The 15483-nt window shown below is 61.0% G+C and carries 15 protein-coding genes; 6 read left to right on the forward strand and 9 right to left on the reverse strand.

The genetic code is table 11. The annotated features are described in order from the left end of the window. Nucleotides 1-153 precede the first annotated feature (153 nt). Genes FFS64_RS12770 through vgrG form a run of 3 tightly spaced genes read right to left on the reverse strand, consistent with a single transcriptional unit; the run spans nt 154 to nt 4644 of the window. Nucleotides 154-792, reverse strand: a complete 639-nt coding sequence (locus FFS64_RS12770) for a DUF2931 family protein (RefSeq protein ID WP_137805692.1) — start codon at nt 790-792, stop codon at nt 154-156. Then, nucleotides 789-1595 carry a hypothetical protein gene (locus FFS64_RS12775; protein WP_137805693.1) on the reverse strand — a complete coding sequence of 269 codons (807 nt, stop codon included), beginning with the start codon at nt 1593-1595 and terminating at the stop codon, nt 789-791. The genes FFS64_RS12770 and FFS64_RS12775 overlap by 4 nt, the downstream gene beginning before the upstream one ends. Continuing rightward, nucleotides 1582-4644, reverse strand: coding sequence for a type VI secretion system tip protein VgrG (gene vgrG, locus FFS64_RS12780; RefSeq protein WP_256660449.1), 3063 nt, complete (start codon nt 4642-4644; stop codon nt 1582-1584). Before vgrG ends, FFS64_RS12775 begins: the two co-directional genes overlap by 14 nt. A 592-nt stretch (nt 4645-5236) precedes the next feature. Between vgrG and FFS64_RS12785 the strand changes: the two genes are divergently transcribed. After that, the gene (locus FFS64_RS12785) at nt 5237-5599 is read left to right on the forward strand and encodes a DUF6124 family protein (protein WP_137805695.1); all 363 of its coding nucleotides are present in this window, start codon (nt 5237-5239) and stop codon (nt 5597-5599) included. A 145-nt stretch (nt 5600-5744) separates the two neighbouring features. Here FFS64_RS12785 and FFS64_RS12790 read toward each other — a convergent pair whose 3' ends face one another. After that, complete coding sequence (locus FFS64_RS12790) at nt 5745-6134, reverse strand: cytochrome c family protein (RefSeq protein WP_137805696.1); 390 nt, start codon at nt 6132-6134, stop codon at nt 5745-5747. Nucleotides 6135-6381: 247 nt separating this feature from the next. Between FFS64_RS12790 and FFS64_RS12795 the strand changes: the two genes are divergently transcribed. The 3 genes from FFS64_RS12795 to FFS64_RS12805 all read left to right on the forward strand — a co-directional run bounded on the left by FFS64_RS12795 (nt 6382) and on the right by FFS64_RS12805 (nt 8491). Next, complete coding sequence (locus tag FFS64_RS12795) at nt 6382-7134, forward strand: SDR family oxidoreductase (RefSeq protein ID WP_137805697.1); 753 nt, start codon at nt 6382-6384, stop codon at nt 7132-7134. A gap of 57 nt (nt 7135-7191) precedes the next feature. Further along, a complete protein-coding gene (locus FFS64_RS12800; protein ID WP_137805698.1) occupies nt 7192-7596 on the forward strand; it encodes a cupin domain-containing protein in 405 nt (134 codons plus the stop codon). A 253-nt stretch (nt 7597-7849) separates the two neighbouring features. Next, entirely contained in the window at nt 7850-8491 is a 642-nt protein-coding gene (locus tag FFS64_RS12805) for a phage infection protein (protein WP_305955732.1), read from the forward strand. A 107-nt stretch (nt 8492-8598) separates the two neighbouring features. Here FFS64_RS12805 and FFS64_RS12810 read toward each other — a convergent pair whose 3' ends face one another. After that, nucleotides 8599-9429 carry an oxidoreductase gene (locus FFS64_RS12810; RefSeq protein ID WP_137805699.1) on the reverse strand — a complete coding sequence of 277 codons (831 nt, stop codon included), beginning with the start codon at nt 9427-9429 and terminating at the stop codon, nt 8599-8601. Between the two features lie 130 nt (nt 9430-9559). Between FFS64_RS12810 and FFS64_RS12815 the strand changes: the two genes are divergently transcribed. Beyond that, nucleotides 9560-10465 (forward strand): LysR family transcriptional regulator, encoded by a 906-nt coding sequence (locus FFS64_RS12815; RefSeq protein WP_137805700.1) that lies wholly within the window; start codon nt 9560-9562, stop codon nt 10463-10465. Between the two features lie 105 nt (nt 10466-10570). Further along, the gene (locus FFS64_RS12820; protein ID WP_137805701.1) at nt 10571-11497 is read left to right on the forward strand and encodes a LysR family transcriptional regulator; all 927 of its coding nucleotides are present in this window, start codon (nt 10571-10573) and stop codon (nt 11495-11497) included. A 6-nt stretch (nt 11498-11503) separates the two neighbouring features. Here FFS64_RS12820 and FFS64_RS12825 read toward each other — a convergent pair whose 3' ends face one another. The 4 genes from FFS64_RS12825 to FFS64_RS12840 form a co-directional block, all read right to left on the reverse strand. Next, nucleotides 11504-13666, reverse strand: a complete 2163-nt coding sequence (locus tag FFS64_RS12825) for a molybdopterin cofactor-binding domain-containing protein (RefSeq protein ID WP_137805702.1) — start codon at nt 13664-13666, stop codon at nt 11504-11506. Further along, the gene (locus tag FFS64_RS12830) at nt 13663-14148 is read right to left on the reverse strand and encodes a (2Fe-2S)-binding protein (protein WP_137805703.1); all 486 of its coding nucleotides are present in this window, start codon (nt 14146-14148) and stop codon (nt 13663-13665) included. Before FFS64_RS12830 ends, FFS64_RS12825 begins: the two co-directional genes overlap by 4 nt. A 194-nt stretch (nt 14149-14342) precedes the next feature. Next, entirely contained in the window at nt 14343-14585 is a 243-nt protein-coding gene (locus tag FFS64_RS12835) for a DUF2798 domain-containing protein (RefSeq protein ID WP_170948624.1), read from the reverse strand. A 61-nt stretch (nt 14586-14646) separates the two neighbouring features. Then, a complete protein-coding gene (locus FFS64_RS12840) occupies nt 14647-15366 on the reverse strand; it encodes a cysteine hydrolase (protein ID WP_137805705.1) in 720 nt (239 codons plus the stop codon). Nucleotides 15367-15483: the final 117 nt, after the last annotated feature.

A 15483-nucleotide genomic window follows, 5' to 3' on the forward strand; every position in this document is an offset into this window, starting at 1 on the left:
GACCCATACTTCCATGAAACGTGGCGCAACGAGGCCGATATACCAACTGCGATAGGGAGCTTGGGCGGCGTATAAGGCTTGAGCCCGTTGGCACAAGCGCACAGACTTAACAGCAGGCCGACAGATAGGCTCAGGTGCTCCATCAGGCTGCATTTACCATGAGCCATAAGGAATACCGTGCTGGTCGATGTAAGCCTGCGCTTCGGGATTCGGTGCTCGGTAATAAATGCCGTTGCCGTTCCTGTGAGGACCCAGCGGTTCGATCTCAGCCTGAAAGCGGCCGACTTCCTTAAAGCCCAGACAGGCCCCGCCCACCCAGACCTTGACGATGCCGCCGGGCGCCATGCCCAAGGTGATCATTTTCCGATAGTCATTCCTCCATTCTTTTGAACCTTCACAGAAAACCCGCTCTGGTTTGACCATCTCTTCGCGTACCCACTGCGGGATCGGGATTCTGATCTTGTAGGCCTGCGGCTCTACCAGCGATTGCCAGCGCAGGAAGAGCCGTTCCGGCAAGTCGACGTTGTTTACTGGCTTCATTGCCCCCCCACCTTTGTGCCAGCCCTCTACCTTTCCGGTGTAACTGGCTACTCCTCCAAAAACATGGAAGAACGGCAACCCACGTTGGTCGAGCACATCCACGGTCTCGACCCACACCTCCATGTGACGCGGTGCGGCCAAACCAACATACCAACTGTCGTAGGGCAACTTGGGAGAGGTCGGTGGTTTGGGTCCGCTGGCACAAGCGCACAGGCTAAACAACAACCCGAGGAGCAAGATAAAACGCTTCATTGTGGGTAGCCTTTCTGTGGCAGGTTGTCGTAAACGCTACGTTTGTTTTTCTCCGCCGGTTTGCTGATGAGAATGCCTAGACTGGGTATCCAGTGCGCGGACTGATGGATGTAACGGCTGCGCAACAAGCGCTCCTCATCAGGATCGAGGCTGATCTCGTTGCCCCCCTGCACTTGATCAAGAATGCGGGCGGCGATGGGCTGCAACTCCTCAGGCAGTCTGAAGCGCTGCTCTTGATCGTCGATGACGTCGAACGGCACACCATGACGAACACCCAACTCGCGCATGACACGCAGGGCTATCAGCGACAACTCCCCCCGCACCGTGCGCTCGAGTTCGAGGGTCAGCATGTGATCCTGATAGAGGGGTTCCAGCTTGCCGCGCGGCGCCAGCTCTATTGGCCAGGTCTTGATCCCGATCTTGCCATCGCCGGCCAGGCCACTGGCGAGCAGGGTTTGCACCTTGGTCTGGGCTCGTTTCCATGCCCCGGTTGACTCCACTGTCCAGGATCGTTCCACGGTGAATCGTTCCGGCTGGGTCAACCAGAGGAGCTCTCGGCCCCGAGGCAAGTAGCCGCCGCCAATAAGGTTGTGCGCCTGTTCAACCCGAGCCACAACTCCGGTCTCCCCCTGGCCCATATCCATTCCGAAGAGTGAATCCTCGCCACGACTGCGGGTACCGATGCCTTCCAGATAAACCTTGAGATAACCGTTCTCCGAAAAGGGGGTTACAGGAGTCGCCGTATTCTCTGGATACAGCTCACGCAGATACACCACATTACTCGGCGCATTACCAGGTGCCATAGGGAACTCCATGCTTGTCGATGTAAGCCTGCGCTTCGGGATTCGGTGCCCGGTAATAAATGCCGTTGCCGTTCCTATGAGGACCCAGCGGTTCGATCTCAGCCTGAAAGCGGCCAACTTCCTTGTAGTCCAGACAGGCCCCGCCCACCCAGACCTTGACGATGCCACCGGGGGCCATGCCCAAAGTGATGGAGTCTCGATAGTCGGTCTTCCATTTTTGGGAACCTGGGCAATACACCCGCTCTGGCTTGACCATCTCCTCGCGTACCCACTGCGGGATCGGGATTCGGATCCTGTAACTGTTATCCGGCGCGCTGTTGAAGGCATCGCCATCGAACTCACCGTACCCATACCCTTTGCAATGCTCGATGATGCTCGACAGTTCGCTTTTATCGAACAACTTCAGGTCCTCGCGCCGGCATTCCTCGGTCTCCGCAACGTTGGCCTGGTTGTTACCGGTCCCATCAAAAAACAGCCCCAGCCGCAAGGTGATCCCTTCCAGTTCTTCCTCTTCCTCTTCCTCTTCTTCGATGTCATAGACCAGCGACAACTCTTCGGGCTCGGCGGTGTAGACGCGTTCGGTAAAGCCCTGGCTGTCGGTGGTGCCTTTCCAGGCCTTGCCGGAGGCGCTGGTGATTTTGTAGGGCACGCTGGCCCAGGGCTGTTCGCCATCGCTCCTGAAGATCCGGAATTGCTCGTGGAACTCGAGCGGCGGATCGATAACTTTCGGTAACCCGACGAGTTGCCCCGGCTGGGTGGCTTTGGCCGGGGTGTACCGGTAGTCCACCGCCTTGACCTCGTACCCCCCCGCCGTGCCCGCCTCGATACCGCACTGTTCCAGGCTGAAGTAGCTGCCGCCACCATTGAGGGTGATTTTCTTCTTGGCGGTGATGCGGATTTCGTCCTCGGTGCTGGTGATGTCCAGTCCGTGGCGGGCGAACAGTTCAAGCTTGTCGTTCTGCGCCTGTATCTGCACCGGTCCCTGATTGGCGATCAGCTTGATCCCCAGCTTGCGCACGAACAGGCTCAAGCCTTGCCCCACGCCGATGAACAGACGTTTGACCACGCTGATATCGGCCTCGGCCCCGGCGTTGAGCATCAGGTTGTGCTGCGCCGCCAGTTGCAGGTGGTTGCCGCTGGTGAGGGCAATGCCCTGCGGTGCGCTGAGCAGCAGCACCGAGGATTTGAGTTGCTCTATGTCCTGGCGCAGCAGTCGCAGTTGCGCGGGCACGTCCGCCGGGTCGGCGTTGGCGGCCTGCGCATCGACCGAAAGCTTTTGCAGCTGTTCGCCGGCTTGTTGCAGGCGGTTCACGGCAGTGCTCATGTCGAGGACGGGGCCTTGGGCCTTGGCCTGGCCGTCGGCGCTGATGAACACGCCTTTGCCGCCGCGAATACTCCCCCAATCATCCGTCCTCAGCTCAAAGCCTTCCCCACGCTTCTGCTTCTGCGCATCCACCAGATGCCCCAGATTCAACTGGCTCTTGCCGCCATACTCGGTGCTGAGTTTGACGTGTTCCTGCCCGCGCCAATCTTCCATGCGCAGTTTGTTGTTGGCCGGGGTGCGCAGCACGTTGCGGGTGTAGTCGCGCTTGGCCAGGGTGACGTGGTCCGGGTGTTCGCTGTCGTGCAGGGCGTGGGCGATGTAGGGGCGGTCGGGGTCGCCGTGTTCGAAGGCGATGGCCACTTCGGTGCCGCAGATCAGCGGCAGGTGCAGGCCGTAGGTGTCGCCGGCGTAGGGCCGGGCCAGGCGCAGCCACAGGCTTTCTTCGCCGAGCTTCCAGTCGTCGCGGTCGAACAGGAAGTTGACCTTGTAGCGGCCCTCCTTATCGATCTCGGCGTATTTGTCGTGGGCCTGGCCGCTGGTGACCCGGGCCGGGACGGTGCCGGCCATGTTCGGCTTGGGCAGCAACGGCGGGCGGAAGCAGATGGTTTCGGCGTAGGGGATGGCCTCGAAGCTGCATTCAAAGCTGGCATCGCGGGCGGCGCGGGTGGTCAGGTGGGTGATGACCGCGCGGGGGGCGAAGGCCTGGGGGGCGCCGCCGCTGATACTCAGGACCTGGCCCGGTGCGAGGGTGGCGCTGCTGCTGGTGCCGCTCAGCAGGGTCTGGGCGTTGAGGTAACGCTCGTGACGCAGGCGGGCGTAGAAGTAGCCGCTTTCGCTTTGCAGGTCTTCGTCCTGCTGATAGCGATCGCCGAGTACGGTGTAGGGTTCGGCGTAGTGGTAGGCCTCGCCGTAGGTGGTTTTCGCGCCACGGGTCTGATCGACGTCGCTCTGCAGCCAGGCGTTGGCGTTACGCGGGTCGTAGGCGCGCAGGTGCAGGTTTTTCTCCACGACCCGATGGCTCGATTGCAGTTGCCAGACGCCGTCTTCGCCGCTGCTCAGTCCGGCGGGCGGACGGTACGGCAGCTCGATATCGAACTGGTAGCCGCGCTGGTCGTCGCAAAATTCCACGACATCGATGTTCAGCCGTTCGTGGCGGGTGAAGCGGTACCAGATGCCGACCTCGGCCAGCAGCCGGGCGATGAACGCCAGGTCGCTTTCGCCGTATTGCATCACCTGTTCGCGCCGGGGGTATTCGCGCACCAGCCTGAACAGGAAGTCCTGGTATTCGAATTCGTGGCGGCTGCGCAGGATGTGCTCGACGATCTGCGGCACCGACTGATGCTGGTAGATGCGGTATTGCCGACCGCGGTCGAGCAGGGCCAGACGCGGTTGCAGGGTGAGTTCGTAGCGGGCTTCGTCGACGGAGGCAGACAGGCGTTTGAAGGCGGTGATCACGCCGTTCAGGGTGCGCAGCGGTTTGACCTCCGGTGTTTCCCAAGGCACCACCGGTTTGGGGAGGGCGTGCAGGCTGAAACGGGCGGCCTGGCCGAGCAGGTGTTCGGCGGCGATATCCTGTTCGGGGCTGGTGAATTCCACCGTGTAGGTGAAGGGTTGGCTGAGGCGTTCCTGGCCGTGGAAGGCGAGGACGTCGAGGGGCGCCTCGAGGTTGCGGACCCAGAGTTTGTGGCGGCTGTGGTCGAAGAAGACGGGCAGAATAGTGTTCAAGTACGGACCTCCTTGGGGTATTCGAGGAGGCGTCATTTCCACCCTCGTGCAAGCGCTCGACAGCTTTCTGGAAGGTGACGACAGTAGCTATAGGACGGTTCTCGAAAGCGTGTAGGACGCATCCCGATATTGATCCGCACGACTGTAGGATTTCTTACGATCTTGACGGTTCGAGGATTTCTGAACGCAGTAAAAACCTCGAAGCGAACCTGGATTGGCCGCGATTCAGAACTTTTTACGATCAGATTTCTGCCTGTTTAAAAGTCGGCAAAGTTACTTCAGGAAAGCCACAGCACCTTGCGTCGTTGCCTACGGTTACGCCAGAATCCGCCGGCTTGTGCGCCTTGGGGCTGGGTTTTATCGTTTGCCGGTCGCTGAAAAAAACACCGATCGGGTTTGGTAGCCCGGGACATAAGGTGCAGCATCGTCATTTGCAGCGATTTTTCTTCCCTGCTTTATGGTGGTCATGCACAGGGCGCCTTCGGGTGCGCCGGTTTCTCCTTGTGTCCCGGTCTACCAACCTGCGTATGGCCACCACCCTTCGTTTGGTAGCGAGGGTGATGGCTCCTCAATGACATAAGGAGCTTCATCTATGTTCAAACCAACACCTAATCCCCCTGAAACCGATCCAGCCTCCCCCTACCAAAGCCCCGATTCCAAGCAATTCCACGAAGCCGCCGAACGCGCGCTCAATCACTACCTCAACCCGGCCGCCAATATCATGGCCACGCCGCGCTCACCCAGCACCATGTTCACCATCAACCCGGAACTCGACACCGAAACCTTGCTGGTGCATGCCTGCGAGTCACTGGCCTCGGCCAATGTCATGGCCAGTGATCTGGCGGGGTTTCTGGAGGGGACGCATCGCAATACCCTGCTGGGCATTGCTCAGGTCATCATGCTGGGGGAACTGGCGGTGAATCGGGCGCTGGATCGGATTGATCCGCCTGAGTAACGATCAATCCATGGATTTTTGGCAGGGCAACAATCGCTTTCGCGAGCAGGCTCGCTCCCACAGAAGATCGCCTATCCCTTGTGGGAGCGAGCCTGCTCGCGAAGGCGACATCACTGTGAACGATCCTGGCCCTGACTCACCCTGATCACTGGGCCTGAAATGTTACCAGATAAGCCAGCACATCATCGATCTTCTCCTGATCGCTGATCCCCCAGAAAATCATCCGTGTGCCCGATACCACGGCCTTCGGATCCTCGATGTACGCCGCGAGTTTTTCCCGCGTCCAGACAATGCCCGATGATTTCATGGCATCAGAGTACTGATAGTCCGTGGTGCTGCCCGCCACGCGTCCGAACACATCGTTGAGTTGCGGGCCGAAGAATGCGCGCGCGCTCTCCCCAACCTGATGACAGCCGCCACACACCCGCTTGAACAGTTTCCCGCCCGCCTCGGCATCACCCTGCGCGTTCGCTTGCACGGCGAACAGACCTGTACCGAGACTCAGGATGAGGGTCATCACGGCTGCTTTGTTCATTTACCGCTCCAGATCAGGCGTTGCCTACCGCAAAAAAATGGCCGCCATTTGATCATGACTTGACCGTTTTCCCGAAGCACTTCAAGCGCATGACACCAAAGCCTGCCGTCCATCCCGCCAACGCAGCGCACAGCCGTTGCCCGCCTAGACTAGCCTATCAATGCGTCTCAACTGCAAGGCGCATCGACTCACCCGGTGAGTGGCATGCGCACCCTGCCACCGCATTCCAATCAAGGGAGGCACAAACATGAAAATTGTCGTCATTGGCGGTACAGGCCTGATCGGAACGCAACTCTGCAAAATCCTGCGCGAAAGTGGACATGATGTTGTGCCCGCCACGCCCAGTACCGGTGTCAACGCTGTAACCGGGGAAGGATTGCAGGCAGCGTTGCAAGGCGCCGAGGTGGTGGTCGATGTCGCCAACTCACCCTCGTTTGAAGATGCCGCCGTACTCGAATTCTTTGAAAAGTCCGGGCGCAACCTCGCCGCTGCCGAGAAGACCGCGGGGGTCAAGCACCACGTTGCGCTCTCGGTGGTCGGTACGGAGCGGATGCTCGAAAGCGGTTACTTCCGCGCCAAAATGGCCCAGGAGGAATTGATCAAAAAATCCGGGGTGCCCTTTACGATCCTGCGCGCCACGCAGTTTTTCGAATTCCTCGGCGCCATTGCGCAATCCGGTGCTCAAGCAGACGGCACCATTCGCCTGACTTCGGCCGCCCTGCAGCCGATTGCCTCGGCCGATGTTGCGGCGGCACTGGCCACGATTGCCGTGGCCGCCCCCACCGGCAAGACCGAGGAAGTGGCCGGCCCCGACAAGCAGCCCCTGGTCTCGTTCGCCAAAACCTACCTGCAGCACACTCAGGATCAGCGTGACGTGATTACGGACGATAAGGCCGGGTACTACGGCGCGATCATCAATGACCAGTCGCTGACCCCAGGCGCCAACCCCATCCTCGGCAAGATTCACTTCGATCAATGGCTCAAGAGCACCAGCGCCTAGCGCTGACTAATCGGGGCGTGCGATTCGCCCCCCCTTCAACCTCATCAGGAGCGTCCCATGCGAACCCCCGTTATCCTCGCCCTGTTTGCCCTGTCGTTCACCGCCACCACGCCGGCCCTGGCTGCCGACGCGCCACACCCGGACGTCAAGGAGGTGTCGGTCACGGCACTTCCCGATTACCCCGGCAAGGAAGTGTTGATGCTCACCGTCGAGTACCCGCCAGGAGGGGCCGACCCGGTTCATCGGCACGACGCCCATGGTTTCATCTATGTACTCGAAGGCTCCATTGTCATGGGAGTCAAGGGTGGCAAGGAGGTCACGCTGATGCCCGGACAAAGCTTCCACGAAGGCCCCAATGACATCCACACCGTGGGCCGCAATGCCAGTCAGGACAAACCCGCCAAATTCGTCGTGTTTCTGTTGAAGGACCAAGGCAAGCCACCGGTCATCCCGGTCCCTTGAACCCGTCGCTTTGCTACTGCTGCCGACTCATTGCCCTGCGCAAATAACCGGGTCGGCAGCCTGCGGCCCCACTCTCCCCCCATACCCGCGTATGACGCGTTCATACCAAGATATCCAGCTGCACAACCTATGCATAAGTGACGTGATTTCTGGGCCAATTAAGATGCATGCATCGAATGTCCGGGCTGAAACGGCCTGCATTCATGCCTGCCAGGTTATTGCTTGAATAACCCCCCTGACCCAGAAGGTGAACATGATGAACACCCCTCGTTATGCATTAGGGATTGCCCTGTTTTCGACCCTTGGATTGATCGCAACAAACCTTCACGCCGCTGAGACCGGTACCGGAACAGCCAGTATCAGCACCGCCGCGCACAACGCTGCCGAAGGCGGCACCGACCGCATCAAGGAAAGGCAACTGGCCTCGGACGGTGCAGATCGTCTCAAGGGCAATCAGGTTGCAGAAGGGGGTGCTGACCGTCTGAGAGAACGGCAACTCAAACAGAATCAGGTCGCCGAAGGCGGCGCCGATCGCCTGAAGGAACGCCAGCTTGCCGAGGGTGGTGCCGATCGCCTGAGGGAACGCCAACTCGCCGAAGGTGGCGCTGATCGCCTGAAGGAACGCCAGCTTGCCGAAGGTGGCGCTGATCGCCTGAAGGAACGCCAACTTGCCGAGGGCGGTGCCGATCGACTGAGGGAACGCCAACTGGCGGCGGACGGTTCCGAGCGCCTGAAACAAAACAGTGTTGCAGCGGGCGGCTACAACTCGATGCGCGGGACACGGGTGGCGGAAGGCGGCTCCGACCGACTGCTGCAGAATCATTACGCCGACGGCAGCAACGGCTACGATGCCAGCTCCGACGTCATGCCCTACTTCTGCCTGGAATGCCGCTGACCGGTAATCGAGTCGGAGAAAAATTCCGGAACCACTCCGGTCCTTGTGGGAGCGAGCAAGCTCGCTCCCACAGGTTTCGTGAACTCACAGCAGTTTGTCGCCTGGTATCAGTTCTTGAAATCGGTCGACAGCGCCAGCTCACTCCACTCGGCCAGTTCCTGGGCGACGAAGCGGTTTTTCGCTTCGATCCGCGCAATGGTGTCGCTGCCCAGTGCCAGACGTTGCGGCGGGTTCGACGCATTGACCAGCGCCAGCATGGCCTCGGCAAATTTCACCGGATCACCGGGTTGGGCATGGTTGGCGGCCTCGGCATGCTTGCGCATGGCACCGACCGTTTCGTCGTAATCCGGCAACTCCAGCGCGGTCTTCACCAGTGACTGCTCGTCAAGGAAGTCAGTGCGGAAGAAGCCCGGTTCCACCACCGTGGCGTGGATGCCCAGCGGCGCCAGTTCCTGATGCAGCGCCTCGGTGATGCCTTCGACCGCAAACTTGGTCGAACCGTAGACCCCCCAGCCCATGTAGGCCTGGTAACCGCCGATGGAGGAAATGTTGATCACATGTCCGGAGCGCTGGCGACGCATGTGCGGCAGTACCGCGCGGGTCACGTTGAGTACGCCGAAGACGTTAGTGGCGAACAGACGCTCGGTCTCGCTGGCGCTGGTTTCCTCTACTGCACCCAACACACCGAAGCCGGCATTGTTGATCAGCACATCGATCCGGCCGAAACGCTTGATGCCTTCTGCCACAGCCTGATGCGCTTCTTCTTCGCGGGTCACGTCCAGACGCACGGCCAGCAGGTTTGGATGATCACCCAGTTTGGCAGTGATTTCTTCGGGTTTGCGGGCCGTGGCAATCACCGCGTCGCCAGCACGCAGAGCATGTTCTGCGATCAGAGTGCCAAAACCACGGGAAGCACCAGTAATGAGCCAAGTACGCATATCAACTCCTCCTGTCAGCGACCCAAGCGTGATTGCCGGGCCTTCTTGATGAGTTGACGCAACTTTAAAACTCCACTACTGATGTGATAATCCCAATAATTTTGCATGACTTTGTGAAAGGTATTCACATATGAAAGCACCTTCAGCGGCGGATCTCTCGATCTTCCTGTGCGTGGCCAGTCACCTGAACTTCAGCCGGGCAGCGGTCGAGCTGGGCGTGACGCCTTCAGCGCTTAGCCATTCGGTGCGCACCCTGGAGAACCGGCTCGGCGTCAGGCTGTTCAACCGCACCACCCGCAGCGTCGGGCTGACCGAGGCAGGTGAACGACTCTGCGCACGATTGAAACCGGCCTTCCGGGATATCGACGATGCCCTGGAAGACCTCAATAACTTCCGCGACAAACCCTCCGGCAGCCTGCGCATCACGGCCGGTCGCCAGGCCGCGGAATTGGTGCTGCTGCCGCTGGCCAGCCGGTTCCTGGAGGTCTATCCGGACGTGAAGCTGGAGATCGTGGCCGATGATGGCCTGGTCGATGTGGTCTCCGCCGGTTTCGATGCCGGCGTGCGTTTCGGCGCGCGCCTGGAGGCCGACATGGTGTCCTTGCCGATCGGCGCCTACATGCGCTCGGTGGTGGTGGGCTCGCCGGCGTTCTTTGCCCGGCACCCGGTTCCGCACAAACCCGAAGACATTCACGGCCTGCCGTGCATCCGCCATCGTTTTCCGAGCGGTTCGCTGTATCGCTGGGAGTTCGAACGTGGCGGTATCGCCCAGGAAATCGAAGTCGACGGCCCCCTGACCCTGGGCGATGTGAGCCTGATGGTCGGCCCCGCGCTACAGGGCGTCGGCATCGCCTACCTCTTCGAAGACATGGTCAAGGCGCAGGTGGCCGACGGCAGCCTGATCCAGGTGCTGGGCGACTGGTGCCCCTTCTACCCGGGACTGCACCTCTATTACCCGAGCCGGCGCCATGTGCCCGCGACACTCAAGGCCTTCATCGAGTTTGCCCGTGCGGCCCGGGAGCAGAATCCCCGTTGACCCTTGTCAGGCAACATTCAGTAATCATGTCATTGGCGGCGATCTGTACAACGCATCGGACGCAGTGTTACAGATGATTTCTTCAGCCGCCGACGGAGACAAACCATGCGTCAGGACCATCTGGACGGGTTGGTGACCTTCATCGCTGTCGCCGAAGAAAAAGGCTTCTCTAACGCGGCCGTCAGACTTGGCATTTCGCCGTCCGCGGTCAGTCAGAGCATCCGCGGACTCGAGGAACGCCTGGGCCTGGTGCTGTTCAACCGCACCACCCGCAGCGTGTGCCTGACCGAGATCGGCGAACGTTACCTGGAGCGCGTGCAACCCGCTCTGGAACAACTGACCTCGGCTTCCCGCGAACTCGGGCGCGAAGCCAGCCATCCCACCGGCCTGCTGCGCATCAATGTGCCGCGCGCCGCCTACCTGATCGTGCTGCAACCGATGTTGCGCCACTTCATGGCCGCCTACCCGGAAATCAATCTGGAGATCCGCGTGGAAAACCTGCTGGAGGATATTGTCAGCCAGGGCTTCGACGCCGGCATCCGCTTTGGAGATGCGGTGGACAAGGACATGGTCGCGTTGCCCATCGGCCCGGACATGCAAGCACAAGTGATCGCCGCGCCCGACTACCTGGACCGCCATGGTCTACCGGAACACCCCCGGGACTTGCTGAGGCACGACTGCATCGGCTTTCGTCACAGCACCAGCGGGCAAATCGAACGCTGGGCATTCGAAAATGCCGACGAGAAATTCGAGCTGCCGGTCAAGGGGCGGTTGATCGTCAACGACTCGGAAATACTGGTGCGCTCGGCACTGGACGGCCTGGGCATCGCCTACATGATCAACGGCTACATCGAGCCCTTTATCGAGCAGGGTCGGCTGATCCGGCTGCTGCCGGACTGGAGCCCGACCTTCCCTTCCCTGCATTTGTACTACCCGGATCGGCGCCGGGTGCCGGCCAAGCTGCGGGCGCTCATCGACTTCCTGCGCAATGAACGCCACAGCCTGGGGCCAACCGAAGAACTCATCATCTAACGTTTGTCAGGCCTGACGAAGCGCCTGCGGGTCCACCGGCAGACTGCGCAGACGCTTGCCGGTGACGGCGAAAATGGCATTCACCACCGCCGGCGCGATCGTCACGGTCGACACTTCACCCAATCCCCCCGGCGACTCGCCGCTCTCGACCCGGAACGTCTCGATCTGCGGCGTCTCGTTGATCCGCAAGACCCGATAGGTGTCGAAGTTGCCCTGCTCGACCTGACCGTCCTTGAACGTGATGTTGCCGAACAGCACGGCGCTCAAGCCGAAAATGGTGCCGCCCTGTACCTGGGCGACCACGCTGTCGGGATTGATCGCAATGCCGCAATCGACCACCGTGATGATCTTGTGCACCTGCACTTCGCCATTGGGCTTGACGCTCACTTCCGCCACTTGCGCCGCGTAGGTGCTGAAGCAGGAGGTCAGCGCCAGGCCACGACCACGCCCCGCGGCGGGCGGCGTGTCCCAGGCGGATTTCTCCCGGAGCATTTGCAGCACTTTCACTGCCCGCGGGTGTTTCTCCAACAGCGGGTAGCGAAATTCGAATGGATCGGTCTTCGACAGATGAGCCAGTTCGTCGACCAGACCTTCGACCATGAACGCGTTCTGGGTGTGCCCTACCCCACGCCAGAACGCCGGCAAGATCCCCGCCGGCGGATCGTGTCGCACGTAATGCACGCTCAGGTTCGGGAACGCGTAAGGGCCGCAGGCATCGCGGATGGCATCACGGTCGATGCCATTGACGAACGCCGCCGGCGCCCAACGGGCCAGGATCGAACCGCCGGTGACCTTGTGCGTCCAGGCCACCGGACGGCCCTGGGTATCCAGTCCGGCACTGAGGTGGTTGTAGTGGAACGGCCGCAACGTGCTGTGCCGGGTGTCTTCTTCCCGGGACCAGATGACCTTCAACGGGTAGTCCACCTGCCGGGCCAGTTTCACCGCGTCGGCGACGAAGTCGACTTCAAGGCGACGGCCGAAACCGCCGCCAATCAAATGGTTGTGCACCTGCACGGACGCTTCCGGCAGGCCCGTCAATTGCGCGGCCACCGCTTTGGCCCGCGCCGGCACCTGGATACCCAGCCAGAGGTCACAGCCGTCCTTACGCACATGCACCGTACAGTTCACCGGTTCCAGGCAGGCATGGGCCAGAAACGGCACCTGGTAAGTGACTTCGACTTTCCTGTCGGCCTTGGCCAGTGCCGCCTTCACGTCACCTTCGTTGCGCACTTGGACGCCAGGTTCGAGCGAGGCCGTCGTGATGTTCTTGAGCATCGACTCGCTGGACACCCCGGCGTTGGCCCCGGCGTTCCATTTGATCTGCAACAGTGACAGGCCCTTGCGCGCCGCGCCCATATGATCGGCCACGACAGCAACCGAATTGTCGGTGTGCAGCACCTGCCGCACGCCTTTGACGGCCATCGCCGGTGCCGGGTCGACGGACTCGAAGGTGCCGCCAATCACCGGGCACAACATCAGCGCCGCGACCTTCATGCCGGGCGGACGGACGTCGATGCCGAACACCGCCTTGCCGTTGACCTTTTCCGGTGAGTCGGTGCGTTTGGCGGGCGTGCCGATCAACTTGAACTCGCTGGGGTCCTTCAGGGGGATGGTCGATGGCAGCGACAGTGTCGACGCGGCATCCACCAGTTGGCCATAACCCAGTTTCCGGCCGCTGTCAGGGTGCAGCACCACGCCCTTGTCAGCCTTGCAACTCTCGGCCGGGACGCCCCATTGCTTGGCCGCCGCGCTGACCAGCAGAATCCGCGCCGCCGCCCCGGCCTCGCGCAGCGGCTTCCAGTTGCCGGGAACCGAGGTCGAACCACCGGTGACCTGGAAGCCCAGCATCGGGTTGGCGTAACGTTTGTCGTCGGCGGGGGCGTGTTCGATGACCACTTGATCGAGGCCCACTTCCAGCTCTTCGGCGATCAGCGCCGGCATCGAGGTGTAAGTGCCCTGGCCCATTTCGACCGGTTGTATCGTCAGGAAAATCCGCCCCTCGCGGTCGATGCGCACATAGGCGTTGGGGGAAAACTCAGCCTCCCCGGCCTGGGCGCCGCGCATCAGCCCCGGCAGCGAAAAGCTGATCAGCAACCCGCCGCCTATCGCCGCGCCGGCCTTGATGAAACCGCGTCGGGTGAGGCCTTCGGAGATTTCTATCGAACTCATGATGCAGCCTCCGAACTGGCGACAATGACCGGGCCGGCAGCGGTCTTGATCGCTTCGCGTATCCGCACATAAGTGCCGCAGCGACAGATATTGCCCGCCATCGCGCTGTCGATGGCTTGATCGTCCGGGTGTGGATTGGCGGCCAGCAATGCCGTGGCGGACATGATCTGCCCGGACTGGCAATAACCGCACTGCACCACTTCGTGGGCCAGCCAGGCGTCCTGTACGCGCTTGCCTGTCGGCGTTTCGCCAATCGCTTCGATGGTGGTGATTTCCGCCGCCAGCAGGGCGCTGACCGGCATCATGCAGGAACGTATCGGCGTGCCGTTCATGTGCACCGTGCACGCGCCGCACAACGCCATCCCGCAGCCGAACTTGGTGCCGGTCATGCCCAGCACATCGCGCAGCACCCATAACAAGGGTGTGTCGTCATCCACGTCGACCTGATGGACAACCCCATTGATCTTGAGACTCTGAGCCATGAAGCCTCCTCATCCATCCGGTGCTGAAACAGTTGTTATGGTTTTAGCGCTCGCACCCGGATGCCACCTGGCATTGGTGCGCGCGTCAGCTCACTAGAGTAGAGAGTCTGCTCTTTTGAAATACCGTCAATTTCTGCAAGAGCCTTGAAGGGAAACTTAACAATGATGCCGTGCAACGGGCGGTCGGGCTTTGCTCAACCCCGGCTCGGCTCATCTTCCACCAGCAGCGCGGCAAGGCGCTTGATCAACGGCGTTGCCAGCAGCACGAAAGGAATAAGGGTGGCCCAGGCCAGCAACCAGGCCTTGAACCAGTAAACCAGCAGTGCATCGGGGGAAAGGCCGGAGGGACTGGCAATCGCGGCGGCAATGGCGCAGGTGATGGCCGACTGGATCACACCAGTGGCGTGCTGACGGTAGCGCGGGGAAAGTCTGCGCATGCTGCGAACCTCCTGCTGGTATGGCGGTGCCCCGTGCAACGGTGCACCGCCAGGGTGTGGATCAGGCCTTGAGGTAGTCCAGGGTTTGCGCCGTGGTCCACAGAGCATTGGCGATGTAGCGGTAATTGATCAGCGCCGCCAGGTAACCATCGCCTTCCGGAGTGGTCGGGCCGGCGGTGGCGTCGCGGACGACGGCCACTTCAAAACCCTGCTCCAGCAGCTCACGCAAGTGCGACTCGACACAAAGGTTGGCCGCCATGCCCGCCAGAATGACCTGCGACACGCCGTGCTTGCGCAGTTGCAGCGCCAGGTCATTGGTTTCCGGACCGTACACCTTGTGCGGCGAGGCAATGATGGTTTTGCCGTCGAGAATGTAGGGCTTGAATTCGGGCATGAAATCGGCACCGGAGTTTTCGAAACCGTCGAGGGTCAGCGGCCCCTTGCGATCGAACATGCAGATGCTGTGCATCACTTTCTCCAGTGGCCCGCCGAACTGCCATTCGTGGTCACACGGATAGTAGTAATGCGGGGAAACGGCGACGGTAATGCCCGCGTCTTTGGCCGCGGCGAACAGCTGGCCGAGGTGATTGACCACATCGTGTTCGACGACGCTCTTGCCGAACACGCTCCAGCTCACGCCCTCGGGGCTGAGGAAGTCGATCTGCGGGTCGATGACCACCAGCGCGGTACGGGACAGGTCAAGTTTCATGCCCGGATCCGGCAATGCAGGCTCTGCCGGGTCGACGTACTGGGGGGCGATGCGGATCGAATCGTTGCTCATAGCGGTGGACTCCGGTCGTGGACAAGAAAAATCGCTCTGCGCCATGGCACCCGTCAGGGGCGTTGATTACCATCGGCGAGAGCTGCATCCTACGGTCGCGCCCTGCTCCACTTTTGC

Source organism: Pseudomonas sp. G(2018) (assembly GCF_005502415.1).
Lineage (GTDB): Bacteria > Pseudomonadota > Gammaproteobacteria > Pseudomonadales > Pseudomonadaceae > Aquipseudomonas.

Excerpts from the sequence above, each read along its gene's own strand:
- FFS64_RS12770 (WP_137805692.1), bottom strand. The coding sequence starts at position 792 with ATGAAGCGTTTTATCTTGCTCCTCGGGTTGTTGTTTAGCCTGTGCGCT.
- FFS64_RS12775 (WP_137805693.1), bottom strand. The coding sequence starts at position 1,595 with ATGGCACCTGGTAATGCGCCGAGTAATGTGGTGTATCTGCGTGAGCTG.
- FFS64_RS12785 (WP_137805695.1), top strand. The coding sequence starts at position 5,237 with ATGTTCAAACCAACACCTAATCCCCCTGAAACCGATCCAGCCTCCCCC.
- FFS64_RS12790 (WP_137805696.1), bottom strand. The coding sequence starts at position 6,134 with ATGAACAAAGCAGCCGTGATGACCCTCATCCTGAGTCTCGGTACAGGT.
- FFS64_RS12795 (WP_137805697.1), top strand. The coding sequence starts at position 6,382 with ATGAAAATTGTCGTCATTGGCGGTACAGGCCTGATCGGAACGCAACTC.
- FFS64_RS12800 (WP_137805698.1), top strand. The coding sequence starts at position 7,192 with ATGCGAACCCCCGTTATCCTCGCCCTGTTTGCCCTGTCGTTCACCGCC.
- FFS64_RS12805 (WP_305955732.1), top strand. The coding sequence starts at position 7,850 with ATGATGAACACCCCTCGTTATGCATTAGGGATTGCCCTGTTTTCGACC.
- FFS64_RS12810 (WP_137805699.1), bottom strand. The coding sequence starts at position 9,429 with ATGCGTACTTGGCTCATTACTGGTGCTTCCCGTGGTTTTGGCACTCTG.
- FFS64_RS12815 (WP_137805700.1), top strand. The coding sequence starts at position 9,560 with ATGAAAGCACCTTCAGCGGCGGATCTCTCGATCTTCCTGTGCGTGGCC.
- FFS64_RS12820 (WP_137805701.1), top strand. The coding sequence starts at position 10,571 with ATGCGTCAGGACCATCTGGACGGGTTGGTGACCTTCATCGCTGTCGCC.
- FFS64_RS12825 (WP_137805702.1), bottom strand. The coding sequence starts at position 13,666 with ATGAGTTCGATAGAAATCTCCGAAGGCCTCACCCGACGCGGTTTCATC.
- FFS64_RS12830 (WP_137805703.1), bottom strand. The coding sequence starts at position 14,148 with ATGGCTCAGAGTCTCAAGATCAATGGGGTTGTCCATCAGGTCGACGTG.
- FFS64_RS12835 (WP_170948624.1), bottom strand. The coding sequence starts at position 14,585 with ATGCGCAGACTTTCCCCGCGCTACCGTCAGCACGCCACTGGTGTGATC.
- FFS64_RS12840 (WP_137805705.1), bottom strand. The coding sequence starts at position 15,366 with ATGAGCAACGATTCGATCCGCATCGCCCCCCAGTACGTCGACCCGGCA.